This window comes from Nonomuraea sp. MG754425 (genome assembly GCF_021699195.1).
In the GTDB taxonomy this organism is placed as follows: Bacteria; Actinomycetota; Actinomycetes; order Streptosporangiales; family Streptosporangiaceae; genus Nonomuraea.
Genome location: NZ_SSXE01000010.1, coordinates 37,319 through 60,961, shown reverse-complemented (window position 1 = coordinate 60,961; position 23,643 = coordinate 37,319). Strand labels below are relative to the sequence as shown.

Below are 23,643 nucleotides of genomic sequence, written 5' to 3'. Positions count from 1 at the left end.
GATATTAGGTCGCTTACGTGATGATGAGCGGTCACAGGTGTATCTGGGGCAGGATCCCGACGGCGACCAGGTGGAGATCACCTGGTTGCGCGGGCAGGTCCCCGACGGCCCGGCCGTGCAGCGGGTCACCGAGGCGCTGACCGCCCTGCACGCTCCCTCGCTTGCCCGCGTGACGGCCGCCGGCCTCCATGAGGGACGGCCGTACGCGGTGTGCGAGCAGGTGACGGGCACGTCCCTGGAGGACCAGGTGGCCCGGGGCGGCCCCTGGGCAGGACCGGCGCTGCACCGGCTGGGCATCGCGATGGCGTCGGCTTTGATGAGCCTGCACCAGCAGGGGCTCACGCACGGAGACCTGCGTCCGGGCACCGTGCTGGCGGGCTCGGACGGCATCCGCGTGCTCGGCCACGGCCTCGACGACCTGGCCACGGCGCACATGCGGCCCTCCACCGTGACATCGCGCGCGCGCCAGGAGGCGGACCTGCTCGGCTGGGCGGTCACCCTGCTCTTCGCGGCCACCGGGACCGACGCCGGACCAGAGCCCGACCTCCGGGTGCTGGACGACCATCTCCGACCTCTGGTGGCGGCGTGCCTGGCCCCCGGACAACGCCCGGAGGCGGCCGAACTGCTGCTGCGGCTGGTCGGCCACTCGACACAGACGATCATGGCGCTGCACGGCGGCCCGCCGGAGAGGACCGGGCGGCGGATCCGGGGCGCGCTCGTGGCGGGCGGAGTGGCGGTGGCGGTGCTGGCCTCGGCGGCCGGGCACCTGGTGGGCCTGCGCGTGACAGCCGAGCCGTCCGCCGGCGTCCCCGCCGCCCCGTCCGTGCCCGACCTGCTGGCGACGACGGCCGGTCCCGCCCCGCTCCCCCGGCCGGCCGGCACGCTGCGAGCGCCCGGACTCGCGCTGACCCTGCACGAGAACACCGCCGACCCCCAGCGGATCGTGGGGTACACGAGCGAGCGCGGCGCGTGGCTGCGTACCGGCGCGGACGGCGGGTTCGCCGCGGCCGGGGTGCCGGCCGAGGACCTGGCGGCGGCCCCGGACGGCTCCCGGTTCGCGCTGCACCGTCCGGGTGAGGTCACGTTCGTGGCCCGGCCGACCGGAGAACGATTCGCCGTACAGGTGCCGGCGTCGGCCGCCTTCCCGGTCTGGGACCGCGCGTCGTCGCGGCTGCTGCTCACGCTGACCGGGCCGGGCGAGGACCGTCCGCCCACGGGATGGGTGGTGGTGGAGGTGGCCTCGCGGCAGGTGCGGCAGGTCGACACCGACGAGGAACGGCACCGGGGTCTGGGCCCCTTCGCCTGGTCACCGGCGGGTGACGCGGTCGTCGTCTCCTACCGCGGTACGAGCGGCACGGGGTTGCGCGTCCGCGACCTGACGGGCCGCGAGGTGCGGACGATGCCGTGGACGGGAACGAGCGTGGGCCGCAACCCGTTCTCACCGTCCGGCCGGCTGATCCTGACCCACTGCCCCAGCGGCGGTTCGCTGTGCGCGTGGGACGCCGGCACCGGCGCGCGGGTGGACACGTACGTGAACTCGATCAAGGGCGCGGAGATGTGGGGGTGGTTCGACGACGACCACCTGATGATCCTGGACGCCACCAGAACGCCGAACGAGTTCGTCGCGATCGACTTCAGGGAGCGGACACGGCGGTTGCTGGCCACCTTGGCGCCGGCCGACAACACCCCCGGCCTGCGGTTGGTCAGGGCGGCCCGATGAACGAGGCGAGCGTGCCCGGTTACCCGCCGGACGAGAGGCTCCACACGGGCTGTTGCGGCGTGCTCACCAGCCTGGCCACGGCGCCGTCGGGCCGACGCGTGGTGCTGCGCCACTACACCACGCCGTCCCTGCGGCGGCCGAGCGAGCCCGGGTGGGCCGAGCGGATGCGGCAGGCCGCGCCCGTGGGCACGGTCCCCGTGCTGGACGGGGACGCCGGCTACCTGGTCACCGAGTACGTCCCGGGCGGTTCGCTGGCGGACCGGGTCGCCGCGGACGGCCCGCTGACCGGAACCGAACTGCACCGCCTGGCGATCCCCACCATGACGGCGCTGGCCGCGGTGCGGCGGGCCGGCCTGCCTCCCGCGCGGATCCGGCCGAGCCGGGTCCTGTCGGCGGACCACGGGCCCGTGCTGCTCTGCGTGCCGCCGGAGACGCATGATCGGCCGCCCGGCGAGACGACTCCGGCGCGCCACATCCTGCGCTGGGAGGCTCCCGAGCAGACCCGCGGCGAACCGGCCGGGCACCCGGCCGAGGTCTACCGCTGGGCCCTGACCATGATGTTCGCCGCCACGGGGCACGACGGGTTCCGGCCGGGCGGCGGGCCGGCGGACCCGCCTGCGACCGCAGGGGCGTTGCGCGACCTGCTGGCCGCCTGCCTGGCCGACCGTCCCGACGTCCGGCCGACCGCCGAACAGGCGCTGCTGCGGCTGATCGAGCACACCGGCCTGACCGGCTCACCCCGTCGGACCCGGCCCGTCACCGGCAGGACGTTCCGCGTCGCCGCCGCCGGGGTGGCGATCGCCCTCGTGGCCGCGGGCGGGTCGGCCGCCGTGACGGTCGCGGTGACGGCCGCCGCGGCGAGCCGGGACGCCCCCGCCGCCACGCCCGCTCCCGGCCCGTCACTCGCCGCCGGGTGGACGCCGCGCGCGGTGCCGCCGGTGACCGCCTCGCCGGGCCCGGCGGCGGAGCGCCCGCTGCCGGGAGGGCTGGGCGTCGCCTACGAGCGCCCGTCCGATCCGGTACGCCTCGCCTCCATCCAGGTGGGCACGAGCCGCCGGTACGTCCGCGACCCCCGTACCGGGGGGTTCGTCGACGCGGGCCCGCACTCGATGATGGCCGAGCCCTCCCCCGACGGGCGCTGGCTGGCCACCTTCAACACCCTGTACGGGGCCACCGAGAATCACCTGGCCGTCTTCTTCACCGACCACCTGACCGGCGAGCGTTTCAGCGTGCCGGTGCTGCGCCCGCCGTTCCAGAGCATGTCGCTGGCCTGGTCGCGGCAGAGCGACCGGGTGCTGCTGTCGGCGCACCGGTACGAGCGGATCAACGGCGCCACCCGGCCGCTCACCGTGGGCTACGTGCTCATCGACGTGGCCCGGCGCACCGCGCGGTTCGTCCCCACCGACGACGGGGAGCAGATCAAACAGGCCGCCGAGGCCGCCGGCGGGCGGGTCGATCCGATCCGGTTCTACGCGAACTACCGGTGGACCCCCGACGGACGGTCGGTGGCCGCCCGCTTCCTGACCGCGGAATGGGGCTCGGGGATGCGGCTGCTCGACCCGGACACCGGCCGGACGACGCGCATCCTGCACTGGGTCGGGCTGCTGCAGGGCAACGCCGACTGGTTCTCCCCCGCCGGGGACAGGTTCGTCACCAGCGGCTGCGCCGACGCCCTGGTCACGTGCGTGTGGCAGGCGGAGACCGGCAAGCGGGTGGCCACCGTCCCCGGCCGGCGGGAGGCGGCCGTGATCGGCTGGTACGACGACGCCCACCTGATCGGGCTCGTGTCCGCCGCGAAGGACCGTCGCCGGGTGGTCCTGCTGAACCTGTCGGGCAAGACCGTACGGGTGCTGGCCGAGGTGCGGGCGCCGGCCGACGCGGTGGTCGACCTGCGTTACGCGCGAGGGTGATCCGGATGCCCGGCAGCCCGCTGTCCCCCGGCGATCCCACGCGCGTCGGCCGCTATCTCGTCCGCGGCAGGCTCGGCGCCGGAGGTCAGGGCGTGGTGTACCTGGCGGAGACGCCCGACGGCGCCCCGGTGGCCGTCAAGATGCTGCACGCGGCCGACGAGGAGGCCGCCGAAGCGCTGCGCCGCGAGGCCGAGGTGCTCCCGCGGGTGGCGGCCTTCTGCACCGCGCAGGTCATCGAGGTCGGGACGGCCGACGCCCTGCCGTACGTGGTCAGCGAGTACGTCACGGGGCCCACCCTGCAGCAGGAGGTCACGGAGCGCGGCCCCGTGCGCGAGCACGAGTTGCGCCGGCTGGCCGTGGGCACGATCACCGCGCTGGCCGCCATCCACCGGGCCGGGGTCGTGCACCGGGACTTCAAGCCGGGCAACGTCCTGATCAGCCCGCAGGGGCCGCGGGTCATCGACTTCGGCATCGCCCGCCCCGCCGGCGTCCTCGAGACCACCGGCGAGGCGGTCATGGGCACCCCGGCCTACATGGCCCCCGAGCACTTCCGCCAGGGCCCGATCGGTCCCGCCGCCGACGTGTTCGCCTGGGCCTCCACCGTGCTGTTCGCCGCCTCGGGGACGCCGCCGTTCGGGGCGGACAGCCTGCCCGCGATCGTCAACCGGATCCTGGCGGCCGAGCCGGACCTCGGGCCGTTGCCCGGCGATCTGCGTGACGTGGTCGCCGCCTGCCTGGCCAAGGACCCCGCCGGGCGTCCGGCCGCCCGCGAGGTGCTCCTGCGCCTGCTCGGCCGGCCGCCGGACGGTGCCGCCCCGGCCGAGACCCTGGCGGCGGGCCACGCGGCGGCCCGGCCCGCCAGGGGGCCGCGGAAGCTGCTCGCCACGTTGGCCCCGACGCCGTCCAGGAGACGGCTGCTGACCGGCGCGGTCGTCACCGCGGTCGCGCTGCTCGCCGCGACCGCGGCGCTCACGGCGGTCCCGTCCGGGCCGGTCACCGTCGCGCTCGCGACGAAGGGGGCGCTGGCGGCCGACGCCCGTACCGTCACCGTGCCGGAGCTGGGGGCTACCCTGCACGAGCACCCCACCGACCCGCTGCGGCTGACCTCGTTCCTGCGCGGCAGCACCGATCTCAGCCAGGGCCTGGCCTTCAGCGCGGGACTGCGTGCCGCGGACGGCGACGGCTTCCAGCCGGTCACGACCCGCATGCTGCCCGTGGTGTCGCCCGACGGGGCCCGCGCCGCCCACGTCCACGAGAACCCCGGCGTGGCCCTGGAGAACGCCGGCGCGATCCGCGTCACCCGGCGCGACCTCGGCGGCGAGTTCTGGGTCCCCGTCGTGGACCCGCCCCTCGCGCTGCGGCGGCCGTCCTGGGCCGAGGACGGCAGGCGCGTCCTGGTGACCGTCTACGACACCGGCGACGACGACCGCACGATGGGGTTCGCCATCGCCGACGCCGAACGGCGCACCGCCACGTTCGTCCGCGCCGCCGATTCCGGCGCGGGGAAGGCGGACTACGTCTGGGGCCCGGACGGCACCGTCGCCAGGACCGCCGACGCCACCGGCAGGCGGATCCGCCTCTACGAGGTGGACGGCACCCCACGCCGGACGATCGACCAGGTGAACCAGCCCGACGACGCGATCCCCGCCTTCTCCGCCGACGGCCGCCTGGCCACCCGCTGCCCCGGCGCGGCCGACACCGCCTGCGTGCTCGACGGCGGCACCGGCCGCCGGTCGACCACCGTGCCGCTCCCTCCCGGCGGGGTGATCTGGTTCTGGTTCGGCCAGGACCATCTGGGCGTCTACACCGAGCAGAGCAGCCCGCCCAGGCTGCAGGCGATCGACCTCACCGGCCGGACGGTGCGCACGCTGGCCGAGTTCACTCCCGGCGCGTCCTGGAGCGTCCACTGGAGCGCCCGATAAACCGGAGGCCGGCACGACCGGCGGCTTGCTAGGGTGCCGCCCGGAGCGTACGGCGGCGGGGAGGCGGGCGGCGATGCGGGTGTCAGAGGTCCGGCGAGCGGTGGCCGCGGCGCGGTCGGTAGCCTCGGCGCTCGGCCTGCCGGCCGACGACGCGATCGTGCTGCACGACTCCAACAAGCTCGCGCTGCGGCTGCTGCCGGGTGACGTCATGGCCCGGGTGGCGCCCGATGGGCAGCAGGGCGCGCGGTTCGAGATCGAGCTGGCCGGGCGGCTGGCCGCGGCCGGGAGCCCCGTGGCCGCCCTCGAACCTCGGGTGGAGCCGCGCGTCCACGAGCGTGACGGGTTCGCGATCACGCTGTGGACCTACTACGAACCCGCGACGGCTCAGGAGATCGCGCCGGCCGGCTACGCCGAGGCGCTCCGGCGGCTGCACGCCGGCATGCGCGCGATCGACGTCCCGGCGCCGCACTTCACCGACCGGGTCGAGCAGGCGCAGCGACTCGTGGCCGGCCACGACCGCACCCCGGCGCTCGCGGACGCGGACCGGAAGCTGCTCGGCGACACGTTGCGCGACCTGAGACGCGCCGTCACCGGACGCGGCGCCGCCGAGCAGTTGCTGCACGGCGAGCCGCACCCGGGCAACCTGCTCGCCACGGAGCACGGGCCGCTGTTCATCGACTTCGAGACGTGCTGCCGGGGGCCCGTCGAGTTCGACCTCGCCCACGCGCCCGACGAGGTCGCCGAGCACTATCCGGGTCTCGACCGGGCTCTGCTGCGCGAGTGCCGGCTGCTCATGCTGGCGATGGTCACGACGTGGCGCTGGGACCGGGACGACGACCTCCCGGACGGCCGCCGGCTGGGCACGGAGTGGCTCGGCCGGCTCCGGGCCACGCTCGACCGCGACGGCCCGGCCGCCCCTGACTGACCGTCAGTGATGAGTTCTCGCGCCCGCCCCCGTCACATCTACGACGGGACACGACGAGGCGGAAGGATGACGTGATGAGTGCGGGGACAAAGCTGGAGGAGCTGGGCGAGGTCGACGAGCCGGCCTTCGCGGGGCTGGCGGAGCGGCACCGGCGGGAGCTGCACGTGCACTGCTACCGGATGCTCGGGTCGTTCGAGGACGCCGAGGACACCGTTCAGGAGACGTTCCTGCGTGCCTGGCGGCGGCGGGAGACCTTCGAGGGGCGCTCGACGTTCCGCGCCTGGCTGTACCGGATCGCCACCAACGCCTGCCTGGACCTGCTCGCCAAGTGCCGCCCGGAGCCCGCGACCGGCGGCGAGGTGCCGTGGCTGCAGCCCTACCCGGACCGGCTGCTCGACGAACTGCCCGCCGGCGACGCGGACGAGCCCGAGGCCGTCGCGCTCGCGCGGGAGACGATCGAGCTGGCGTACCTGGTCGCGGTCCAGCACCTCGCGCCGCGCCCACGGGCCGTGCTGATCCTGCGGGACGTGCTCGGCTGGCCGGCGAAGGACGTCGCGGAACTCCTCGGGGACTCCGTCAACTCCGTGAACAGCGCACTGCAGCGGGCCCGCGCCGGCATGCGGGAGCACCTGCCCGCCGAGCGGCAGGACTGGACCGGCGGCGAGGAGGACGCCGGCACGCGCGAGCTGGTACGCCGCTACACCGACGCGAGCGTGGCCACGGACGTCGGCAGGCTGGCCACCCTGCTGCGGGACGACGTCCGCTGCTCGATGCCGCCCACGCCGGGCCGGTACGTCGGCCGCGACGCGGTGGTGCGCGACTGGGTCGAGAGCGGCTTCGAGAGCATGCGGCACCTGCGCGCCGTCCCCACCTCGGTGAACCGGCAGCCCGCCGTCGCCTTCTACCACTGGCGGCAGCGGGAGGGGGCCTACCTGCCGCTGACGATCGACGTCCTGCGCGTCACCGGCGGGGCGATCACCGAGATCTTCACGTTCCACGACGACCGGTTCCCGCGGCTCGGGCTGCCGGAGCGCCTGCCGGCGGACGGCACGGAGTAGTCCCGGTGCGGACGCTCGCGCTGCGCGGTGGTGCGCGTGTCGCGGTGGTCGCGGCCGAGTGGCGTGACGCGTTCGGCGTCGTCACCCACGGGCGGGTGCAGTTGGAGCTGCGCGACGGCGAACTCGGGCCGGTCCTCGGACGCGACGCCGGGTTCTGGCTGCACGGCACCGGCGTCCGCGCCCTGCGCAACCCCGGCCGTCGCACGGCGCGGGTGCGCATCGTCACCCCCAGGACCGTCACCGGCCACCGAACGATGGAGCAGGACGTGAACAGCACGAATGACACCAGGGGCGGCGCAGCCTCGGGACAGACCGGCCGCACCCACCGCCTCCTCGGGCTCGCCGGCACCGGCTTGCTCGCCACGCTGACGGCGATGGCGGCCACCACCCTCGCCGCCGCGCTCGCCCGGGGCGCCGGCGTCGACTTCGAGATCCCCGACGGCGGCGAGGCGATCCCGTTGCCCGGGTTCGCCACGGTGACCGGCGTCTTCTCGGTCGTGGGCATCGTCATCGCCGCCGCCCTCCTTCGCCGGAGCGCTCGCCCCGCCGCGCGATTCGCCTGGACGGCGGTGTCGCTGACCGCGATCTCGCTGGTCCCGCCCTTCCTCGTCGGCGCGAACACCGCCACCACCGTCGCCCTCCTCGGGCTGCACCTCGTCCCCGCGACGGTGATGATCCCCGTCCTGACGCGCAGCCTCCGCGCCGGAACCGGGGTTCGGCAGCGGGCCAAGACTCGGCAGGAAAGGTGAAAGTTCCCGGCCCGGCACGCATAACGCCCGCCGAACTGCCAAGGGTGAGCAGGTGGACGAGACACTGGGCGTGGTCGTCGCCTATGACGGCTCCGATCATGCGATGCAGGCGCTGGACTGGGCGATGGACGAGGCCGAGTTCCGGCGGCTGCCGCTCACCCTCTGTCACGCGTGGCAGTGGCCCTACGGCGACGGGGACCAGGCGGCCCGGGACTCGCTGCGCAGCGCGGCCCAGCACGTGCTGTGGCACGGCGCGGACTGCGCGCGGGCCAGCACCTCCGGTCTCGACGTGCGTCCCGACCTGTACGAGGGGTCGGCGACCGACCGGCTGGAGTCGTTGTCCACCGACGCCGAACTGCTCGTGGTCGGCTCCCGCGGGCTCGGCGCGGTCGCCCGCGCGGTCGTCGGCTCGGTGGCCGCCCACACGGCCGCCCACGCGCACTGCCCGGTCATCGTCGTCCGCGGCCGGGGCTCGGTGCCGCGCAGCTCACACCCGGGCCCGGTCGTGGCGGGGGTGACCGACGACGGCAAGGCCGAGGCGGTGCTCGCGTTCGCCTGCGAGGAGGCACGGGCGCGCAGCGTGCCGCTGATCGTCATCCACGCGTGGACCCAGCCGCCGGTGACCTGGGGCGGGATGACGGTCCCCGCGCTCAATCCCCTGGACGCGCAGCACGTGACGGAGAACTGGCGGCAGGCGGCGGAGAACTGGCTGGCGGACCTCCTCCTACCGTGGCGGAAGAAGGCGCACGTCACGATCGAGGCCCGGGTGACGCAGCCGCGCGCGGACGACGCGCTCAACTCCGTCTCCGACGCGACCCTGATGGTGGTGGGGTGCCCGCAGGGGCGGTTCGGTTCGGTGACGGCCTCCATGTTGCGGCGCTCGCCGTGCCCGGTCGCGGTCGTCCGCTAGGCGGAGCGGCTCAGGACCACCTTGAGCGCGCCGGTCGTCCGCGGGTCCGCGAACGTCTCGTACGCCTGCTCCATCCGCCCCAGGTCGAAGCGGTGCGTGATGAACACGGCCGGGTCCAGCCGTCCGGCGGCCACCATGTCCAGCAGCGCCGGGGTGGAGTACGTGTCGACCAGGCCGGTGGTGATGGTCACGTTGCGGCTCCACAGGTCCTCCAGGTGGAGGGACGCGGGGCCGCCGTGCACGCCGACGTTCGCCACGTGCCCTCCCGGGCGGATCAGCCGGGTGCACAGTTCGAACGTCTCGGGGACGCCGACCGCCTCGATGGCCACGTCGGCTCCGAGGCCGCCGGTGAGTTCGGCGATCGCGGCCGCGGGGTCGTCGCCCGCGCCGACGAGCACGTCCGCCCCGAGCCGCCCGGCGGCCTCCAGCCGGGCGGGGGCGAGATCGACGGCGACGACGTGGCTCGGCGTGAACAGCCGCGCCGTCGTGATCGCGGCCAGCCCGATCGGGCCCGCTCCCACGATCACCACGGTGTCGCCGGGCCGCACCCGGCCGTTCAGGACGCCGACCTCGTAGGCGGTGGGCAGGATGTCGGCCAGCATGAGGGCCGCCTCGTCCGCCACGCCCTCGGGCAGCAGGTGGACGGAGGTACCGGCGAACGGCACGCGTACGTACTCGGCCTGGGTGCCGTCGACATGGCGGCCGAGGATCCAGCCGCCGCCCAGGCACTGGCTGTACATGCCGGTGCGGCAGTAACGGCAACGCGCGCAGGAGGTGACGCAGGAGACCAGCACGCGGTCGCCCTCCCCGATCGCGCCGACCGCGCCGCCCGTGGCCGTCACGGTGCCGACCGCCTCGTGGCCCAGCACCCTGCCCGGCCGCACCTCCGGGACGTCGCCCTTGAGGATGTGCAGGTCGGTGCCGCAGATCGTGACGGCGTCCACCCGGACGATCGCGTCCGTCGCGTCGACGATCCGCGGGTCGGGAACGTCCTCCCAGGATCGACGGCCCGGGCCGTGGTAGACGAGTGCGCGCACGGTGTCGCCTCCTCAGGTGTCCGGTTCCCCCGCCGCCGACGGCGGTCCGGAGCCGTCATACCCCCGCGCGGCGCGACGCCGGTCAAGAGCGGGCCAACCCGCCGCCTGCTCTCGGTCTGGGGCCGGAGCGGTCCGGTCCTGCCCGCCCGGCGGGCAACGTCAGGATCTGGCACAGGGCTCGGCAAGCGGGGGGCGGCGTGCTTCGCCGGAGGCCGTCGCTGTGATGCGCTGCCCTCCTCGCGTCTTGGAGGTCGACCATGAACATCCGCTCGCCGAAGCAGGCCGCGGAGACGGCGGTGCGGGCGGGCCGCTGGGCGCCGTCGGTGCACAACACCCAGCCGTGGAGCTTCGCCATCGCCGGGGAGGAGATCGACCTGAGGGCCGACCCGTCCCGCAAGCTCCGGATCAGTGACCCCTCCGGCCGCGAGCTCCTGATCAGTTGCGGCGCCGCCCTGTTCACCATGCGCGTCGCGATGCGGTGCGAGGGTTACGAACCCGTCGTCCAGGTCCTGCCCGATCCCGATCGTCCCGGCCTGGTGGCGCGGATCAGGCCGGGGCAGGAGCTGGCGGCCGACGAGACGATCCGGGCGCTCGGCCAGGAGATCGAGCGCCGCCGTACGCACCGGGCCGGGTTCGCCGACGTCCCGGTGCCGGACGAGCTCGTCGAATCGCTGGTCAGGGCGGCGATGAGCGAGGGCGCGAAGCTGACGCCGGTCCGCTCGGCCGCGGCGGTGAACGTGCTCGCCGCGCTCACCCAGGCCGCCCAGGACGTTCAGACGCAGGATCAGCGGTTCAGCCTGGAGATCATCCGCTGGGCCAGGCCGCCCGGCAGCACCCGTACGGACGGCGTGCCCGCGGAGAGCTACCCGCGGCGGCCCGCGCCGACGCAGCCCGGCTTTCCGCAGCGCCAGTACTCCTGGCGGCACGACTGGGGGGTCGAGGGCGAGAGCGGGGAGGCGTCCGTCGGGGTCGTCGCCGTCCTGACCACGCGGGGCGACGACCGCGCGGACCGGATCGCCGCGGGCCAGGCGCTCCAGCACGTCCTGCTGCTCGCCTCCGCGCACGGGGTCAGCGCCGCCTTCCACACGCAGGCCCTGGAGATGGACCTGCTGCGCGACTTCCTGCGCGGGGAACTCCTGTCCGGCGAACACCCTCAAATGATCATGCGACTGGGCGTCACCCGCGACGGCACCGAGAAGGCGCCCCGCCGTCCGGTCTCCGACGTCCTGGAGTGACAGATCGACGGGAGGCGGCTGTGTTCTCGACTGTCAAGACGTAGAGAACGTCACTTGATCGCCCCTTTGTCGCGTCCTTGGGAGCTCTTGTCACGCTCCAATCCCGGCGATTGGATCTAGAGGTGATCTTCTGCGGGTCACCCGGTCGAGACAGGACTCACCCCAAGGAGGCCATGCCCCATGACCGATGCCCCTCTGCTGCACTACAGCACCAGCAGCGCGCCGCTCCAGGCGGGCACCCCCGACAAGCCCGCCGCCGGCACGATCGACATCACCGTCTCCAGCCCCGCCGGCCAGAACGTCTACTGCGACAAGATCGACATCGCCGTGCCGGTCAGCGCGCCCGACGACGGCGGCGCCTACTTCACCGGGCCTCTGCAGTCCTCGATCACCGGCAAGTGGAATCTCGCCTCCGCCCAGCTCAAGACCGGGCAGGAGCTCGGCCTCGCCCCGGCGACCAACTACTACCACGTCGTTTTCCAGGCCCCGCCCATTCCGGGCTTCGACCTCATCGACACGCCGTTGAAGATCAGCATCGGCGGTGACGTCGTCGCCACCCCCGGCAGCACGCTCACCTGCCCGACCACCGAGACCTCCGGCACGACCAGCGGCACCTACAGCCGCAGGACCCCGCTGGACCTCACCTGGGAGACCGCCGAGCCGGTCTTCTACCTGCACAGCTTCCTGGCCAGCGCTCCCGACCGGCCGACCGTCCCCAGGACGAAGTTCAGCGCCGGTGACGAGGTCTCCCTCACCTGGGAGAGCAACGGCAGCTACTTCCAGCTCTACGACGGCGACGGCACGACCCTCTCCGAGGGCCCCGCCACCTCCTGGACCGTCCCGCAGGGCAGGATCCTCAACGACACCACCTTCACGCTGCAGGCGTCCATGACCTCGGAGGCGCAGCAGTCCACCGGCATCCGCCCGGCCTACCAGTACGCCACCATCACCGTCACGATCACCAACCCGACCCTGAACCAGGTGACCGCCACCAACGGCACCCTCACCCCCTATGTCCAGGGTTCCGTGGACGGGAGGAGGGGCCGCGTCTCCTTCTCCGACGTGGGCGCGGAGATCTACGACAACTCGGGAGCCTGGGGGACCGTGACGGCCGGCAAGGCCGAACTCGACGGCGTGAGCACCGCATGGGTGCAGGGGCGCGACTCCTACTCCGGGCGGATCACCTTCGTCACGGAAGGGATGAACGTGTACCGAGACGGCGGCCAGGACTGGGGGACGGTGTTCGCCGACAAGGCCGATCTCAACGGCGTCAGCACCTCGTGGATACGCGGGCAGGACACCGACGGCGGGCAGCTCACCTTCGTGAAGGACGGGCTGAACGTGCACCGGTCCGGCGGCCAGAACTGGGGGACGGTGTTCGCCGACAAGGCCGATCTCAACGGCGTGAACACCTCATGGGTGCAGGGCCGCAGCACCGAGGCCGGCTGGATCGGCTTCTACTCCGAGGGGCTGCAGGTGTACAAGGGCGAGGGCAACCACACCTGGGGGACCGTGCAGGCCGACAAGGCCGACCTCAACACCCTGCAGGTCAGATACCTGTAGTCGGACGGGCCCGCTCCCCCGGCTCACCGCCCGGGTGAGCCGGCTGACGATCGGGCCGCCTGCCGTACCGCGAAGGGGGCGGCCACCACGCCGAGCACGCTGGTCGCGGCGGCCAGCCAGAACAGGGTGGTGAAGGCCGTGTCGGTGTAGCCGCCGCCCAGGACGGCGGCGGCCAGGCCGCTGCCCACGACGCCGCCGACCGTGCGCGCGATGTTGTTGAGGCCGTTGGCCACGCCGGTCCTGGTGAGCGGCACCAGGTCGCCGATCAGTTTCGGCAGCGAGGCCATCACCAGGCCGGATCCCGCGCCCACCACGGTGTAGAAGACCAGGTGCTGCCACATCGAGGCGTGGGACAGGGCGAGCAGCGCGGAGCCCGCGACGGCGATCGCGAACCCGAGCACCACGGGGCGGCGCGGGCCGTACCGCTCGGCCAGCCGGCCCACCGCCGTGCCCGTGGGCAGCAGGATCAGCGCGCCCGGCAACATCAGCAGGCCGGACACGGTGACCGTGGCGCCGAAGCCGATCCCGCCCGTCCCCGGGTCGAGCTGGGCGTAGGCGGGCAGCGACAGGTAGAAGAAGTACGAGGCCGCGCCGAAGAGGAACGCCAGTGCGTGCGTGGCCAGCATCGGCCGGTCGGCCAGTTCGGCGACGTCGATCAGGGCGTCGTCCCTGCGCCGCTCGACCAGCAGCAGGACGGCGAACAGCACCAGCGCGACCAGCCCGAGCCAGACCTGGCGCTGCGTGAGCGCCAGCAGCAGGCTGACCAGGCCGGCGCCGAGCAGGAGGGCGCCGGGGAGGTCGAGCCGGCCGTTCGCGGTGTGCGTGCTCGCCGGCACGAAGCGGGCCACCAGCAGCAGGCTGGCCAGGGCGAGCAGCGCGCCGAGGCCGAACAGCCAGCGCCACGACAGGTGGTCGGCGAGCAGCCCGCCGACCACCAGCCCGGCCCCGGCGCCCGCGCCGACGATCCCGGAGATCAGCCCGAACGCGAACGCCATCCGCTCGCGCGGCATCGTCTCGCGCAGGATGGCCATGGACAGCGGCACCAGCGCGAGTGCCGCGCCCTGCACGACCCTGGCGGCGATCAACTGCCCGATGTCCTGCGCCGCGACGGCCCCGATCATGCCGACGAGGTAGGCGGCCAGTACGGCGAGCAGCACCCGGCGTTTGCCGTACAGGTCGCCCATCCGGCCGAGCAGCGGGGTGAGCACGGCGCTGGACAGCAGGAACGCGCTGATGATCCACGAGGCCCAGCCGGGCGTGGTGTCGAGCTCGCGCTGCAGCAGTCCGATGGCGGGGACGACCACCGTCTGCATGAGCGCGTAGCTGAAGACCGCGGCGACGAGGGAGAGCAATGTCTTCACTGACCCGCCTTAGTTTGTTGTACGAATAGTTCGTGGCGCGAAGCACATTAGTTCGCAGTGCCAACTACCGTCAACTAGACTGCCGACATGGACGACACCAAGCTGGCCACCGGTCTGGTACGGCTCGCGCACCTGGTGAGCCGGGTCTACGCCGAGGTCAGCCGGGAGTTCGAGCTGACTCCGCAGCAGATCCAGCTCCTGTGCGTGCTGCTCGACGGCCCCACGGGCATGACGGAGATGAGCCGGGCACTGGGGCTGGAGAAGTCCAGCATGACCGGCCTCGTCGACCGGGCCGAACGCCGCGGCATCGTGGTCCGGGTCCGCGACCAGCGCGACCGGCGCGCCTGCGACGTCGCGCTGACCGAACAGGGCAGGACGATCGCCCACGCCGCGCACCGCAAGGTCACCGCGCAGGTCGAGGCGCTGGTCGGGGCGATCGACCCCGGCGATCGCGAGCGCCTGGAATCCGTGGTGACGGGCATCGTCCGGGGCCGCGACGTCCTGACGTGACCGGCGCGTGAGAGAAGAATGAACTCTTCGACGCGCCCTGTCCGTTTTGACGATCAGACCAGCACAATGACGGCCATGATCCGTCTTTCCGTGACGCGGCTGCGCGCCCTGATGATCGGCGTCCTGATGGCGGCCGGGCTGTCGGCCTTCCCCGGCGCCGCCGTGGCCTCCCCCACCACCGCGCCGGGCGCGCGCCCGCCGTACTCGCTGCTCCAGATGAACGTCTGCCTGAGCGGGTACGCCGGCTGCTTCGCCCGCACCCAGTACCCGAAGGTCCTCGACGAGGTCGTGCAGCGCATCCAGGCCAACGACGTCAACGCGGTCACCCTCAACGAGGCGTGCAGCGCGGACGTGGCCGAGATCGCGAAGCGCACCGGCTACCACCACCGCTTCTCCACGGTGATCTACAACGGGGCCCCGCTGGCCTGCAAGACGCCGAGCGGACGCGGCGAGTTCGGCAACGCCGTGCTGACCAAGGAGGCGATCCGGGCCGCCGAGGACCAGCCGTACTCCGTGTTCAGCGGGGTGGAGCAGCGGCGCTGGCTCTGCGTGACGACCGCCCGCCGCGTGGACGTGTGCACCAGCCACCTGTCCACCGACGGCGAGGCCGCCGGCAGCGCGAACTCCACCCAGTGCGCGGAACTCGCCCAGGTGCTCGCCGCGCGCGGCCGTCCGACCGTCTTCGCGGGCGACCTCAACCGCCGCTCGTCGTGCGCGCCCGCGGGCCACTGGACCCTCACCGACGCGGACGCCACCCAGGCCCCCGGCATCCAGCACGCCTACGGCGACCTCCGGGCACCGAGCCTGGAGCTGGAGCAGGCCACGTACACCGACCACGACGTGCTCGTGATCCGCGCCGGCCTGCCCAGGTGACCTGACCCCGTTACAGCAGGGTCCCTCCCGAGGCGTCCAGCCAGTGGCCGGTCACCCAGCGGCTGTCGCCGGAGGCCAGGAAGGCCACCGCGTCGGCGACGTCCTCGGGGGTGCCCAGGCGGCCCATGGGAGACAACGACGACGACCAGGCCCGCGCGTCCCCGACGAGCCTGCCCTGGTGCATGTCGGTGTCGATGACGCCGGGCGCCACCGTGTTGACGGTGATCGCGCGCGGGCCGAGCTGCTTGGCGAGGGTCGAGGTGAGCACGTCGAGCGCGCCCTTGGACATGGCGTAGCTGATGGAGCGCGGCATGGCCGAGCCGCGGGTCAGCATCGTCGAGACGTTGACGATCCGGCCCCCGTCGCGCAGCCGGGGCAGCGCGAGCTGGGTGACGAAGAACGGGGCGGTGGCGTTGACCGCGAAGATCCGCTCGAACTGCTGCCGGGTGACGTGCTCGATGCCGGGCTCGTCGTTGAGGATGCCGGCGTTGTTGACCAGGATGTCCAGCCCGTCGGCGTGGGCGTCGAAGGCGGCCCACAGCCGATCGGCGTCGCCGGGCATGCCCAGTTCGGCCCGCAGGCGGAATGCCTGCCCGCCGTCCGCCTCGATCGCGGCGACGGTCTCCTCGGCGGCCTGCTCGCTGCCGCCGTAGTGGACGGCGACGCGGGCGCCGTCACGGGCCAGGCGACGGGCGATGGCCCGGCCGATTCCCCTGCTCGCGCCGGTGACGAGGGCGGTCTTGCCGTGCAGAGTGTGCATGATGCCTTCCTGTTGTGTCTGGTGAGGCGGACCGGAGCCGCGGGCATGAGGGGGCGACGTCCCCGCTCCTCGAACGGGGAACCGTGATCTCCACGGGCGTCGCCTGCCGCCCGGACGGGTCAGCCCGGCGGCCGGTCCCGTGCGGGGTCCGGCTGGAGGAAGTCCAGCGTGGCCAGCTCGCTCACGGTCGCCTGAAGCTGGGCGATCCGGGCGCGGCCGATCCGGACGAGTTCGTCACCCGCGCCGACCCACCGGTCGAGATCGCGGGAGAGGGGCGGGATGCCGGCGAGGATCTCGGCGCTCTCCTTGAGCGTGATCCCCACCCGTTGCGCGGCGAGCGCCAGCTTGATCCGGCAGATCGCGTCGACGGTGAAGCGGCGGGCGTTGCCGCTGCTGCGGTGCCCGGTGATCACGCCGTAACGCTCGTAGAAGCGGACCGCGTTGGCCGTCACCCCGGCGGCCCTGGCCACCTGCCCGACCGTGAGCGAGGTGCCGCCCGTCTCGAAGGCGGGGTGGTCGGTGCTGGTCATGGCGTCCTTTCCACCCTTGCCGGCGGCTCTCGTGCGTCCAGTATCGCCGAGGGGCTCCGTACCGGACGCAGGCGTACGACCAGGGCGATCGACATCACGACGAGGGCCGCCACCTGGGTCAGCCGCAGGGCGTCCACCGCAGCCGTCCCCCGCCCGGACGCTCCCTGCCCGGACAGCGCCTCGATCGAGGCGCCACCGGTCAGCACGGCGGTCAGCGCCGTGAACAGCGCGCTGACCGCCACGGTGCCCATGCCGTTGGCGATCGTGCTCACCAGTGACAGCAGCGCGGAGCCGGAGGCCAGGTCGGGGCCGTGCAGATCGCGGCTGGAGCTGGAGATCGTCGGCATCATGATCGCGCCGGTGCCCACGCCCTGGAGCAGCCCGAGCAGGCCGAGCAGCACGTACGGGGTGTCCGCCCGCAGAACGGCGACCTGGACGAGCCCGGACGCGATCGCGAGACCCAGCCCGGCCCCGACGACCAGCCGGGGGCCGAGCCGTTCCAGCAACCGGGCGGCGACCTGCAGGCTGAGACCCATGCCGACCGCGCCGGGAATCATCAGCGCCGCCGTGACCGACACGCTGTCCGAACGCAGGGTCTGCACGTAGGCGGGCATCAGCACGGCCGAACCGAAGTAGGGGGCCGCGTACAGGGCGAGCACCGCGGCACCGCGTCCGAACGCCGGGTCGCCCAGCAGACGGACCCGTAGCAGCGGTTCCTGATGGGGCAGCGCCCGGACCGCGAAGGCCGCGACCAGCACCGCGCCGGCGGCGGCCGTGGCGAGCCGCATCCAGGCCGGGCCGTCCTGCGCGCTGATGCCGTAGGCCACCGCGACGATGCCCGGGACCAGCAGCATCGCTCCGGCCAGGTCGAGCCGGGCCCGCCGGCCGCGTACGGGGTCGGCAGGCAGCCAGGCCAGCCCGGCCGCGGCTCCCAGCAGCGCCAGCGGCACGGTGACGTAGAACAGCGCCCGCCACGAGCCGGTGCTCAGCAGCACCGCGCCGAGCACCGGGCCCAGGATCGGCCCGACCAGCATCGGCAGGCCGGTGATCGCCATCACCCGGCCGCGACGTTCGGGAGCGACCGCGCCGAACCCGATCGTCATGCCCAGCGGGGCCAGCAGGCCGCCGCTGAGACCCTGCACCGCCCGCGCGGCGATCAGCCAGCCCAGGCCCGCGGACGCCCCGGCGGCGGCGGAGGCGACCGCGAAACCGGCCAGCGCCACCAGGTACACCCGGCGGGCTCCCCACCGGGCGGCGAGACCGGCGGCCAGCGGCATCGTGGCGACCATCGCGAGCGTGTACGCGGCGATGACCCATTGCACGGAGGTCAGCGACGTGCCGAACGTGGCCATCAGCCGCGGCAGCGCCACCGCCACGATCGTGGCGTCCAGCACCGCCATCAGCCCGCCGGCCACCAGCACGATCGCGGCGCGCAGTTCCGGCCGGGTGAGCCTGGTCATCTCCGGCCGGCCAGGTCGCCGCCCCGGACGGAGCGCAGCCCGTCCGCCCACGTGCGCAGCTCCGTCATCGTCGCGTGCAGCGCCTGCGCCGTCCCCGGCGGAGGGACGAACCGGCCGCCGCCGTCAAGGTGCTCCCACGCCATCGGTATCAGCACCGACTCCCGGACCGTGGTGGCCCGCAGTTCGGGCAGCACCGCCCGCAACTGCTCGACGGCCCTGATGCCGCCGGAGGCCCCGTATCCGACGAACGCGACCGGCTTGTACGCCCATTCGGTGAAGTGCCAGTCGATCGCGTTCTTCAGCGACGCCGGGAAGCTGTGGTTGTACTCCGGTGTGAGGAACACGAATCCGTCCGCGTCCGCGAGCCGGCCCGCGATCGGGGACGCGGCCGCCCCGCCCGGCCGCATCTCGTGCATCGGCAGCGAGACCGCGGCCAGGTCGACCAGGTCGAGGTCGAGCCAGTCGATCGTGGTGAGCTCGCGCTCCAGCCACGCGGCGAGCGGATCGGCCAGTCTGGGCCTGCGCACGCTCGCGATGACCACGGCGATCCGGAGCCGGTCGGCGATGTTGTTTTCTGTCATGGCGCCGACGCTAGAAGCTCGCCTATGGGCGAACTCAAATCGCCGCACCCGGCTCGCCGACTACACACAGCGAAGAGTTGTGACATATAGCGTTCTGGCATCTCGACACTCTGGTGACCGCTACGCGAAGATCATCAGGGTTGGACCGCGAGCATCGCGCCCGGCCCTCGCTGATCTGCCGGATAACAGGAGGAAGAAATGAGCGAGTACCCCGACGACCGCCTGTACTCCGAGATGAACGTGTGGGGCAACGGATGGTACGCGGACGACGACTACAGCCTCAATCCCGGCGACCGGGTGAAGGTCGGCTTCACCTCCGTGGTCCAGCAGGTGGCCGGCGGCAAGGCGAACCTGGTGATCGAACTGCCGGCGGTGAACAGCACCCCCAACGTGGGTGACTCCCTCGGCTACCTCGGCTGGGGTTACGAGAGCGATGACGACTACAACGACGAGGGCTTCCCGATCGGCATGCCGGTCGACGGCATGATCACCGCCGTCAACACCCGGCTCGCCGACTCCCCTGAACTGGCCCTCGACGACCCATACGGCGAGGGCTGGCTGTTCGAACTGGAGGTGACCAAATACGACCCTGCCACCGACCTGCTGATGGAAGCCGACGACTACGCCGCGTACATCGCCCAGTTCCAGGACTCCTAGCCGCACGGGGCTGATCGGCTCACGGTTGTCGGGTGCCGCGTGGTGATCCCGGGCTGGCGATCTTGACGGATCTTGATACGTTGTCTCCAGGTGAGCCGGGAAGTCTGGTCGGCAGGTTCTGTCCTCGTTGCGCGAAGGATGTGCCGATGCACGCCCGAGATCTGCTTGCCGGCTTCCCCACGGTCAGGCCCGACCCGCCCGTGATCGACGCGGCCAGGTTGCCGGTCGAGCGGAAGCTGCCCGGTCTCATCGTGGTCGACGACGGGAGCTCGCCGGTCACGACCCTGCCTCGCACGCAGGTGCCGGGCGGGGTCTGCCACCGCCAGGACGACCCCGCGCCGGCACTGGACGAGGACGGCCGGCTGGTCGGTGCGGTGACGCTGAAGGCCCTTCTCCGGGTGGCGGCCCGATGAGCGTGCACGCGTGGCTGAGCGTCGCGGTCTTCCTGGCGGCGTACACGCTGATCGCCACCGAGAAGATCCACCGGGTGGCGGCCGCGCTCGGCGGCGCCGGGATCATGCTGGCCATCCACGCCACCGACGGCGAGGCGGCGTTCTTCTCCCGGCATGCCGGGGTCGACTGGAACGTCATCTTCCTGCTGCTGGGCATGATGGTCATCGTCGGCGTGCTGAAGCAGACCGGCGTCTTCGAGTACCTGGCCATCTGGGCCGCCAAGCGGGCGCGGGGCCGGCCGTTCCGGCTGATGGTCCTGCTGGTGCTGATCACCGCGGCGGCCTCGGCGCTGCTGGACAACGTGACGACGGTGCTGCTGATCGCGCCGGTGACGTTCCTGGTGTGCGAGCGGCTCGCCATCGGCGCGGCGCCGTTCCTCATCGCGGAGGCGATGGCCTCCAACATCGGCGGCACGGCCACTCTGGTGGGCGACCCGCCGAACATCATCATCGCCAGCCGCGGGGGCCTGAGCTTCAACGACTTCCTCGTGCACATGGCCCCGATGGTCATCGTGCTGATGGTGGTGTTCGTGGGACTGTGCTGGCTGATGTTCGGCCGATCGTTCCGTTACGACCCGGAACGGGCCGCGTCGGTCATGATGCTGGACGAGCGGGAGGCGATCGCCGACCATCGGCTGCTGTGGCAGTCGCTGGCCGTGCTGGCGCTGGTGCTGGCCGCGTTCGTGCTGCACCCGGTGCTGCACTACGAGCCCTCGGTGGTCGCGCTGCTCGGCGCGGGCGTGCTGGTGGCCGCGACCAAGGTGACCACCGAGCAGGCCATCGCCGAGGTCGAGTGGCCCACGCTGGTGTTCTTCGCCGGGCTGTTCGTCATGGTCGGCGCCCTGGTCGAGACCGGCGTCATCGGCGAGCTGTCCGAGGCCGCCGTGGCCGCCACCAGCGGGCGGCCGGAGGCCACCGTCATGGGGCTGCTGGGTGTCTCGGCCGTCCTGTCGGCCATCGTGGACAACATCCCCTATGTCGCCACGATGAGCCCCATCGTCGAGCAGCTCGTCCAGGCCGGCGGAGGGCACGACGTGTTGTGGTGGTCGCTGGCCTTCGGCGCCGACCTGGGCGGCAACGCCACCGCCGTCGGCGCCGCGGCCAACGTCGTGGTGCTCGGCATCGCCGCCCGCAACGGCACGCCGATCAGCTTCTGGCAGTTCACCAAGTACGGGCTGATCGTCACGGTCGTCACCGTCACCCTGGTCGCCCCCTACCTCTGGCTGCGCTACCTCTGACCGGGCACTTCACCCGGAACGGCGCGCCCCCTCTGGACATCCCGGGAGGATTGACTCATTATGTTTACGAACCCGATCCGTTAATAAATAAGGGAATGCCCATGGAGCCCGACGTCCTGGTGGTCGGCGCGGGGCCGGTCGGCCTGGCACTGGCATGCGCGTTGCTGCAGCATGGCGTGAAAGTCCGCGTGATCGACAAGGCCGCGGGTCCGGCCACCACGTCGCGGGCGAACTTCGTGCACGCCCGCGGCTCCGAGGTGCTGGACCGCCTCGACGCCCTCAACGGTCTACCGGAAGAGTCGGTACGGGCGATGACGATCACCACGTACGCGGGCGACCGCCCGATGATGCGGATCCGGTTCGGCGATCCGGGGCTGGGCACCGCCGCCGCGCCCATGGTGATCTCCCAGGCCCGGGTCGAGGCACGGCTGCGTCAACGGCTGGCCGACCTGGGCGTACAGCCTGAATGGGACAGCAGGCTGACCTCCCTGCGGCAGGACGCGACCGGAGCCACCGCGACGCTGGCCGACGACCGGTCCATCCGGGCGAACTGGCTGGTGGGCTGCGACGGGAGCGGCGGCGCGGTGCGCCGACTGGCGGGCATCGGCTTTCCCGGAGTGCGGGTCAGCGAGCGGTTCCTGCTGGTGGACGGCCGCCTCGACCCCGGCCTGGACCGCTCGGGAACCAGCGGCTGGGCCCACCCCGGCGGCATACTGGGCGCCATGCCCATGCCGGGAGACCAGTGGCGGCTGCTCGCCTACGACGCCACCTTCCGCGACGACAAGCCCAGCGAGGAGCAGATCGCCGAACGCATGCGGCGCATCCTGCCCGAACGCACCGGCCTGACCGGGCTGCGGCTGCACGACGTCACCTGGGCGTCGTTGTTCAGCGTGCACCGGCGACTGGCCGACGCCTACCGCGACGGGCGCGTCCTGCTGGCAGGCGACGCCGCCCACGTGCACGCCCCGTTCGGCGGGCAGGGCATGCTCACCGGCCTCGGCGACGCCGAGAACCTCGCCTGGAAACTCGCGCTGGTCGTAAGTGGGCGGTCCGGGGAGCGCCTGCTCGACACCTACCAGGCCGAACGCCGCCCGCTGGCCACCCAGGTCCTGCGCGGCAGCACCGCCGCCACCAAGGTCAACATCGCCGGCAGCCCGCTCGGCCGCCTCCTCCGCGACCAGGTGCTGCTGCGGGTGTTCAACCAGGCGTGGATCCAGCGGTGGACCACGTACACGACCTCGCAGCTCTGGGTGAGTTACCGGAGGGGCCCGCTCGGCGGGCGGGGGCGCCGTCCCCGTCCCGGCGACCGCATGCCTGACCTGCCCTGCCAACGCCCCGACGGCGGCCGCACCCGGTTGCACGCCGAGTTGCGCGGGAAGTGGGCCGTGCTCGGCGACCAGGCGGCCTTCGAGTCGGCCCGGCAGCGGCTCGGTGACCGGGTGGTCCGCCTCCACGCCGCCGGTCACGCCGGCGGGCCCGCCCTGCTCGTACGTCCGGACGCCCACCTGGCCTGCAAAGGCGGCCCCGCCGAACTGGCCCGATGGCTGGACGGAGCCCTCGCGTGAGCGCCGCCCGAGGACGCGGACGCCCGCGAGACCCCGAGACCGACACGGCGATCCTGACCGCCGCACTGGAGCTGTTCGTCGAGCGCGGGGTCGAAGGCACCAGCATGGAGCAGGTCGCCAAGCGCGCCGGGGTGGGCAAGCTGACCGTCTACCGCCGCTGGAACAGCAAGGAGGAGTTGATCGCCCAGGCCGTCGAGCAGTGGGTCAGCGCCGAGGTGACTCCGTCGGCCGCCGACGTGTACGCCCTGTCGCCGCAGGCCATCGTCGAGCACGTGCTTCCCCCGGCGGCGGAGATGGCCGCCTCCGTCGGCTTCCGTGCGCTGGTCGCCCGCATCATGGGCTGTGCCGTGAGCCATCCGGAGCTGATGGCCATCTACTGGAAGCACTACATCCTGCCCCGCCGCGAACTGGCCGCCGCGATGCTCCGGCGCGCCCAGCAGGACGGCACGGTGGCCGCCGACGCCGACCTGGACGTGCTGATCGACATGATGGCCGGTGCGGTGACCTACCGTGTCCTGCAGCCCGACCCGCCGGACGCCACCGAGATGCTGCGCTATCTCACGTCCGTCTACCGGCAGGCCGGACTGTATCCGCCCGCCGGATAGACGGGTGGTGGCCGCAGCGGAC

The 23,643-nt window shown here is 73.0% G+C and carries 22 protein-coding genes; 16 read left to right on the top strand and 6 right to left on the bottom strand.

Annotated elements, in window-relative coordinates:
• The first annotated feature begins 37 nt into the window (after positions 1 to 37).
• The 7 genes from FAF44_RS05505 to FAF44_RS05475 all read left to right on the top strand — a co-directional run bounded on the left by FAF44_RS05505 (position 38) and on the right by FAF44_RS05475 (position 9,194).
• Positions 38 to 1,720 carry a hypothetical protein gene (locus FAF44_RS05505; protein WP_237101904.1) on the top strand — a complete coding sequence of 561 codons (1,683 nt, stop codon included), beginning with the start codon at positions 38 to 40 and terminating at the stop codon, positions 1,718 to 1,720.
• Positions 1,717 to 3,630 carry a hypothetical protein gene (locus FAF44_RS05500; protein ID WP_237101903.1) on the top strand — a complete coding sequence of 638 codons (1,914 nt, stop codon included), beginning with the start codon at positions 1,717 to 1,719 and terminating at the stop codon, positions 3,628 to 3,630. Before FAF44_RS05505 ends, FAF44_RS05500 begins: the two co-directional genes overlap by 4 nt.
• 5 nt (positions 3,631 to 3,635) lie before the next feature.
• Positions 3,636 to 5,552: a serine/threonine-protein kinase gene (locus FAF44_RS05495; protein ID WP_237101902.1), complete on the top strand. Its 1,917-nt coding sequence runs from the start codon at positions 3,636 to 3,638 to the stop codon at positions 5,550 to 5,552.
• Between the two features lie 73 nt (positions 5,553 to 5,625).
• Positions 5,626 to 6,477: an aminoglycoside phosphotransferase family protein gene (locus FAF44_RS05490; protein WP_237101901.1), complete on the top strand. Its 852-nt coding sequence runs from the start codon at positions 5,626 to 5,628 to the stop codon at positions 6,475 to 6,477.
• Between the two features lie 74 nt (positions 6,478 to 6,551).
• Entirely contained in the window at positions 6,552 to 7,535 is a 984-nt protein-coding gene (locus FAF44_RS05485; RefSeq protein WP_237101900.1) for an RNA polymerase subunit sigma-70, read from the top strand.
• A gap of 5 nt (positions 7,536 to 7,540) precedes the next feature.
• Entirely contained in the window at positions 7,541 to 8,284 is a 744-nt protein-coding gene (locus tag FAF44_RS05480) for a DUF6069 family protein (protein ID WP_237101899.1), read from the top strand.
• 52 nt (positions 8,285 to 8,336) lie between these two features.
• Complete coding sequence (locus FAF44_RS05475; RefSeq protein ID WP_237101898.1) at positions 8,337 to 9,194, top strand: universal stress protein; 858 nt, start codon at positions 8,337 to 8,339, stop codon at positions 9,192 to 9,194.
• Here the strand turns inward: FAF44_RS05475 and FAF44_RS55680 are convergent.
• Positions 9,191 to 10,231 carry a zinc-dependent alcohol dehydrogenase family protein gene (locus FAF44_RS55680; RefSeq protein WP_237101897.1) on the bottom strand — a complete coding sequence of 347 codons (1,041 nt, stop codon included), beginning with the start codon at positions 10,229 to 10,231 and terminating at the stop codon, positions 9,191 to 9,193. The two genes, FAF44_RS05475 and FAF44_RS55680, sit on opposite strands and share 4 nt — an antisense overlap.
• 257 nt (positions 10,232 to 10,488) lie before the next feature.
• Between FAF44_RS55680 and FAF44_RS05465 the strand changes: the two genes are divergently transcribed.
• Positions 10,489 to 11,466 (top strand): nitroreductase family protein, encoded by a 978-nt coding sequence (locus tag FAF44_RS05465; RefSeq protein ID WP_237101896.1) that lies wholly within the window; start codon positions 10,489 to 10,491, stop codon positions 11,464 to 11,466.
• A 180-nt stretch (positions 11,467 to 11,646) separates the two neighbouring features.
• Positions 11,647 to 13,029, top strand: coding sequence for a hypothetical protein (locus tag FAF44_RS05460; RefSeq protein ID WP_237101895.1), 1,383 nt, complete (start codon positions 11,647 to 11,649; stop codon positions 13,027 to 13,029).
• Positions 13,030 to 13,052: 23 nt separating this feature from the next.
• On the opposite strand, the gene FAF44_RS05455 is transcribed toward FAF44_RS05460, so the two are convergent.
• Positions 13,053 to 14,390 carry an MFS transporter gene (locus FAF44_RS05455; protein ID WP_237101894.1) on the bottom strand — a complete coding sequence of 446 codons (1,338 nt, stop codon included), beginning with the start codon at positions 14,388 to 14,390 and terminating at the stop codon, positions 13,053 to 13,055.
• 87 nt (positions 14,391 to 14,477) lie between these two features.
• On the opposite strand from FAF44_RS05455, the gene FAF44_RS05450 reads away from it, so the two are divergent.
• On the top strand, positions 14,478 to 14,900 hold the full coding sequence (locus FAF44_RS05450) for a MarR family winged helix-turn-helix transcriptional regulator (RefSeq protein ID WP_237101893.1): 423 nt from the start codon (positions 14,478 to 14,480) through the stop codon (positions 14,898 to 14,900).
• Positions 14,901 to 14,975: 75 nt separating this feature from the next.
• Positions 14,976 to 15,773: an endonuclease/exonuclease/phosphatase family protein gene (locus FAF44_RS05445; RefSeq protein ID WP_237101892.1), complete on the top strand. Its 798-nt coding sequence runs from the start codon at positions 14,976 to 14,978 to the stop codon at positions 15,771 to 15,773.
• A gap of 10 nt (positions 15,774 to 15,783) precedes the next feature.
• On the opposite strand, the gene FAF44_RS05440 is transcribed toward FAF44_RS05445, so the two are convergent.
• From FAF44_RS05440 to FAF44_RS05425, 4 genes are all read right to left on the bottom strand, one after another.
• Positions 15,784 to 16,533, bottom strand: a complete 750-nt coding sequence (locus FAF44_RS05440; RefSeq protein WP_237101891.1) for an SDR family oxidoreductase — start codon at positions 16,531 to 16,533, stop codon at positions 15,784 to 15,786.
• A 119-nt stretch (positions 16,534 to 16,652) separates the two neighbouring features.
• The gene (locus FAF44_RS05435; RefSeq protein ID WP_237101890.1) at positions 16,653 to 17,063 is read right to left on the bottom strand and encodes a MerR family transcriptional regulator; all 411 of its coding nucleotides are present in this window, start codon (positions 17,061 to 17,063) and stop codon (positions 16,653 to 16,655) included.
• Positions 17,060 to 18,523, bottom strand: coding sequence for a DHA2 family efflux MFS transporter permease subunit (locus FAF44_RS05430; protein WP_237101889.1), 1,464 nt, complete (start codon positions 18,521 to 18,523; stop codon positions 17,060 to 17,062). Before FAF44_RS05430 ends, FAF44_RS05435 begins: the two co-directional genes overlap by 4 nt.
• A complete protein-coding gene (locus tag FAF44_RS05425; protein WP_237101888.1) occupies positions 18,520 to 19,104 on the bottom strand; it encodes an NADPH-dependent FMN reductase in 585 nt (194 codons plus the stop codon). The genes FAF44_RS05430 and FAF44_RS05425 overlap by 4 nt, the downstream gene beginning before the upstream one ends.
• Before the next feature lie 198 nt (positions 19,105 to 19,302).
• On the opposite strand from FAF44_RS05425, the gene FAF44_RS05420 reads away from it, so the two are divergent.
• From FAF44_RS05420 to FAF44_RS05400, 5 genes are all read left to right on the top strand, one after another.
• Positions 19,303 to 19,761: a glycine cleavage system protein H gene (locus tag FAF44_RS05420; RefSeq protein ID WP_237101887.1), complete on the top strand. Its 459-nt coding sequence runs from the start codon at positions 19,303 to 19,305 to the stop codon at positions 19,759 to 19,761.
• A gap of 146 nt (positions 19,762 to 19,907) precedes the next feature.
• Positions 19,908 to 20,174: a hypothetical protein gene (locus FAF44_RS05415; protein WP_237101886.1), complete on the top strand. Its 267-nt coding sequence runs from the start codon at positions 19,908 to 19,910 to the stop codon at positions 20,172 to 20,174.
• A complete protein-coding gene (locus FAF44_RS05410) occupies positions 20,171 to 21,451 on the top strand; it encodes an ArsB/NhaD family transporter (RefSeq protein ID WP_237101885.1) in 1,281 nt (426 codons plus the stop codon). The genes FAF44_RS05415 and FAF44_RS05410 overlap by 4 nt, the downstream gene beginning before the upstream one ends.
• Positions 21,452 to 21,552: 101 nt before the next feature.
• Positions 21,553 to 23,016 carry an FAD-dependent oxidoreductase gene (locus FAF44_RS05405; RefSeq protein ID WP_237101884.1) on the top strand — a complete coding sequence of 488 codons (1,464 nt, stop codon included), beginning with the start codon at positions 21,553 to 21,555 and terminating at the stop codon, positions 23,014 to 23,016.
• The gene (locus tag FAF44_RS05400; RefSeq protein WP_237101883.1) at positions 23,013 to 23,621 is read left to right on the top strand and encodes a TetR/AcrR family transcriptional regulator; all 609 of its coding nucleotides are present in this window, start codon (positions 23,013 to 23,015) and stop codon (positions 23,619 to 23,621) included. Before FAF44_RS05405 ends, FAF44_RS05400 begins: the two co-directional genes overlap by 4 nt.
• The last annotated feature ends 22 nt before the right edge of the window (positions 23,622 to 23,643 follow it).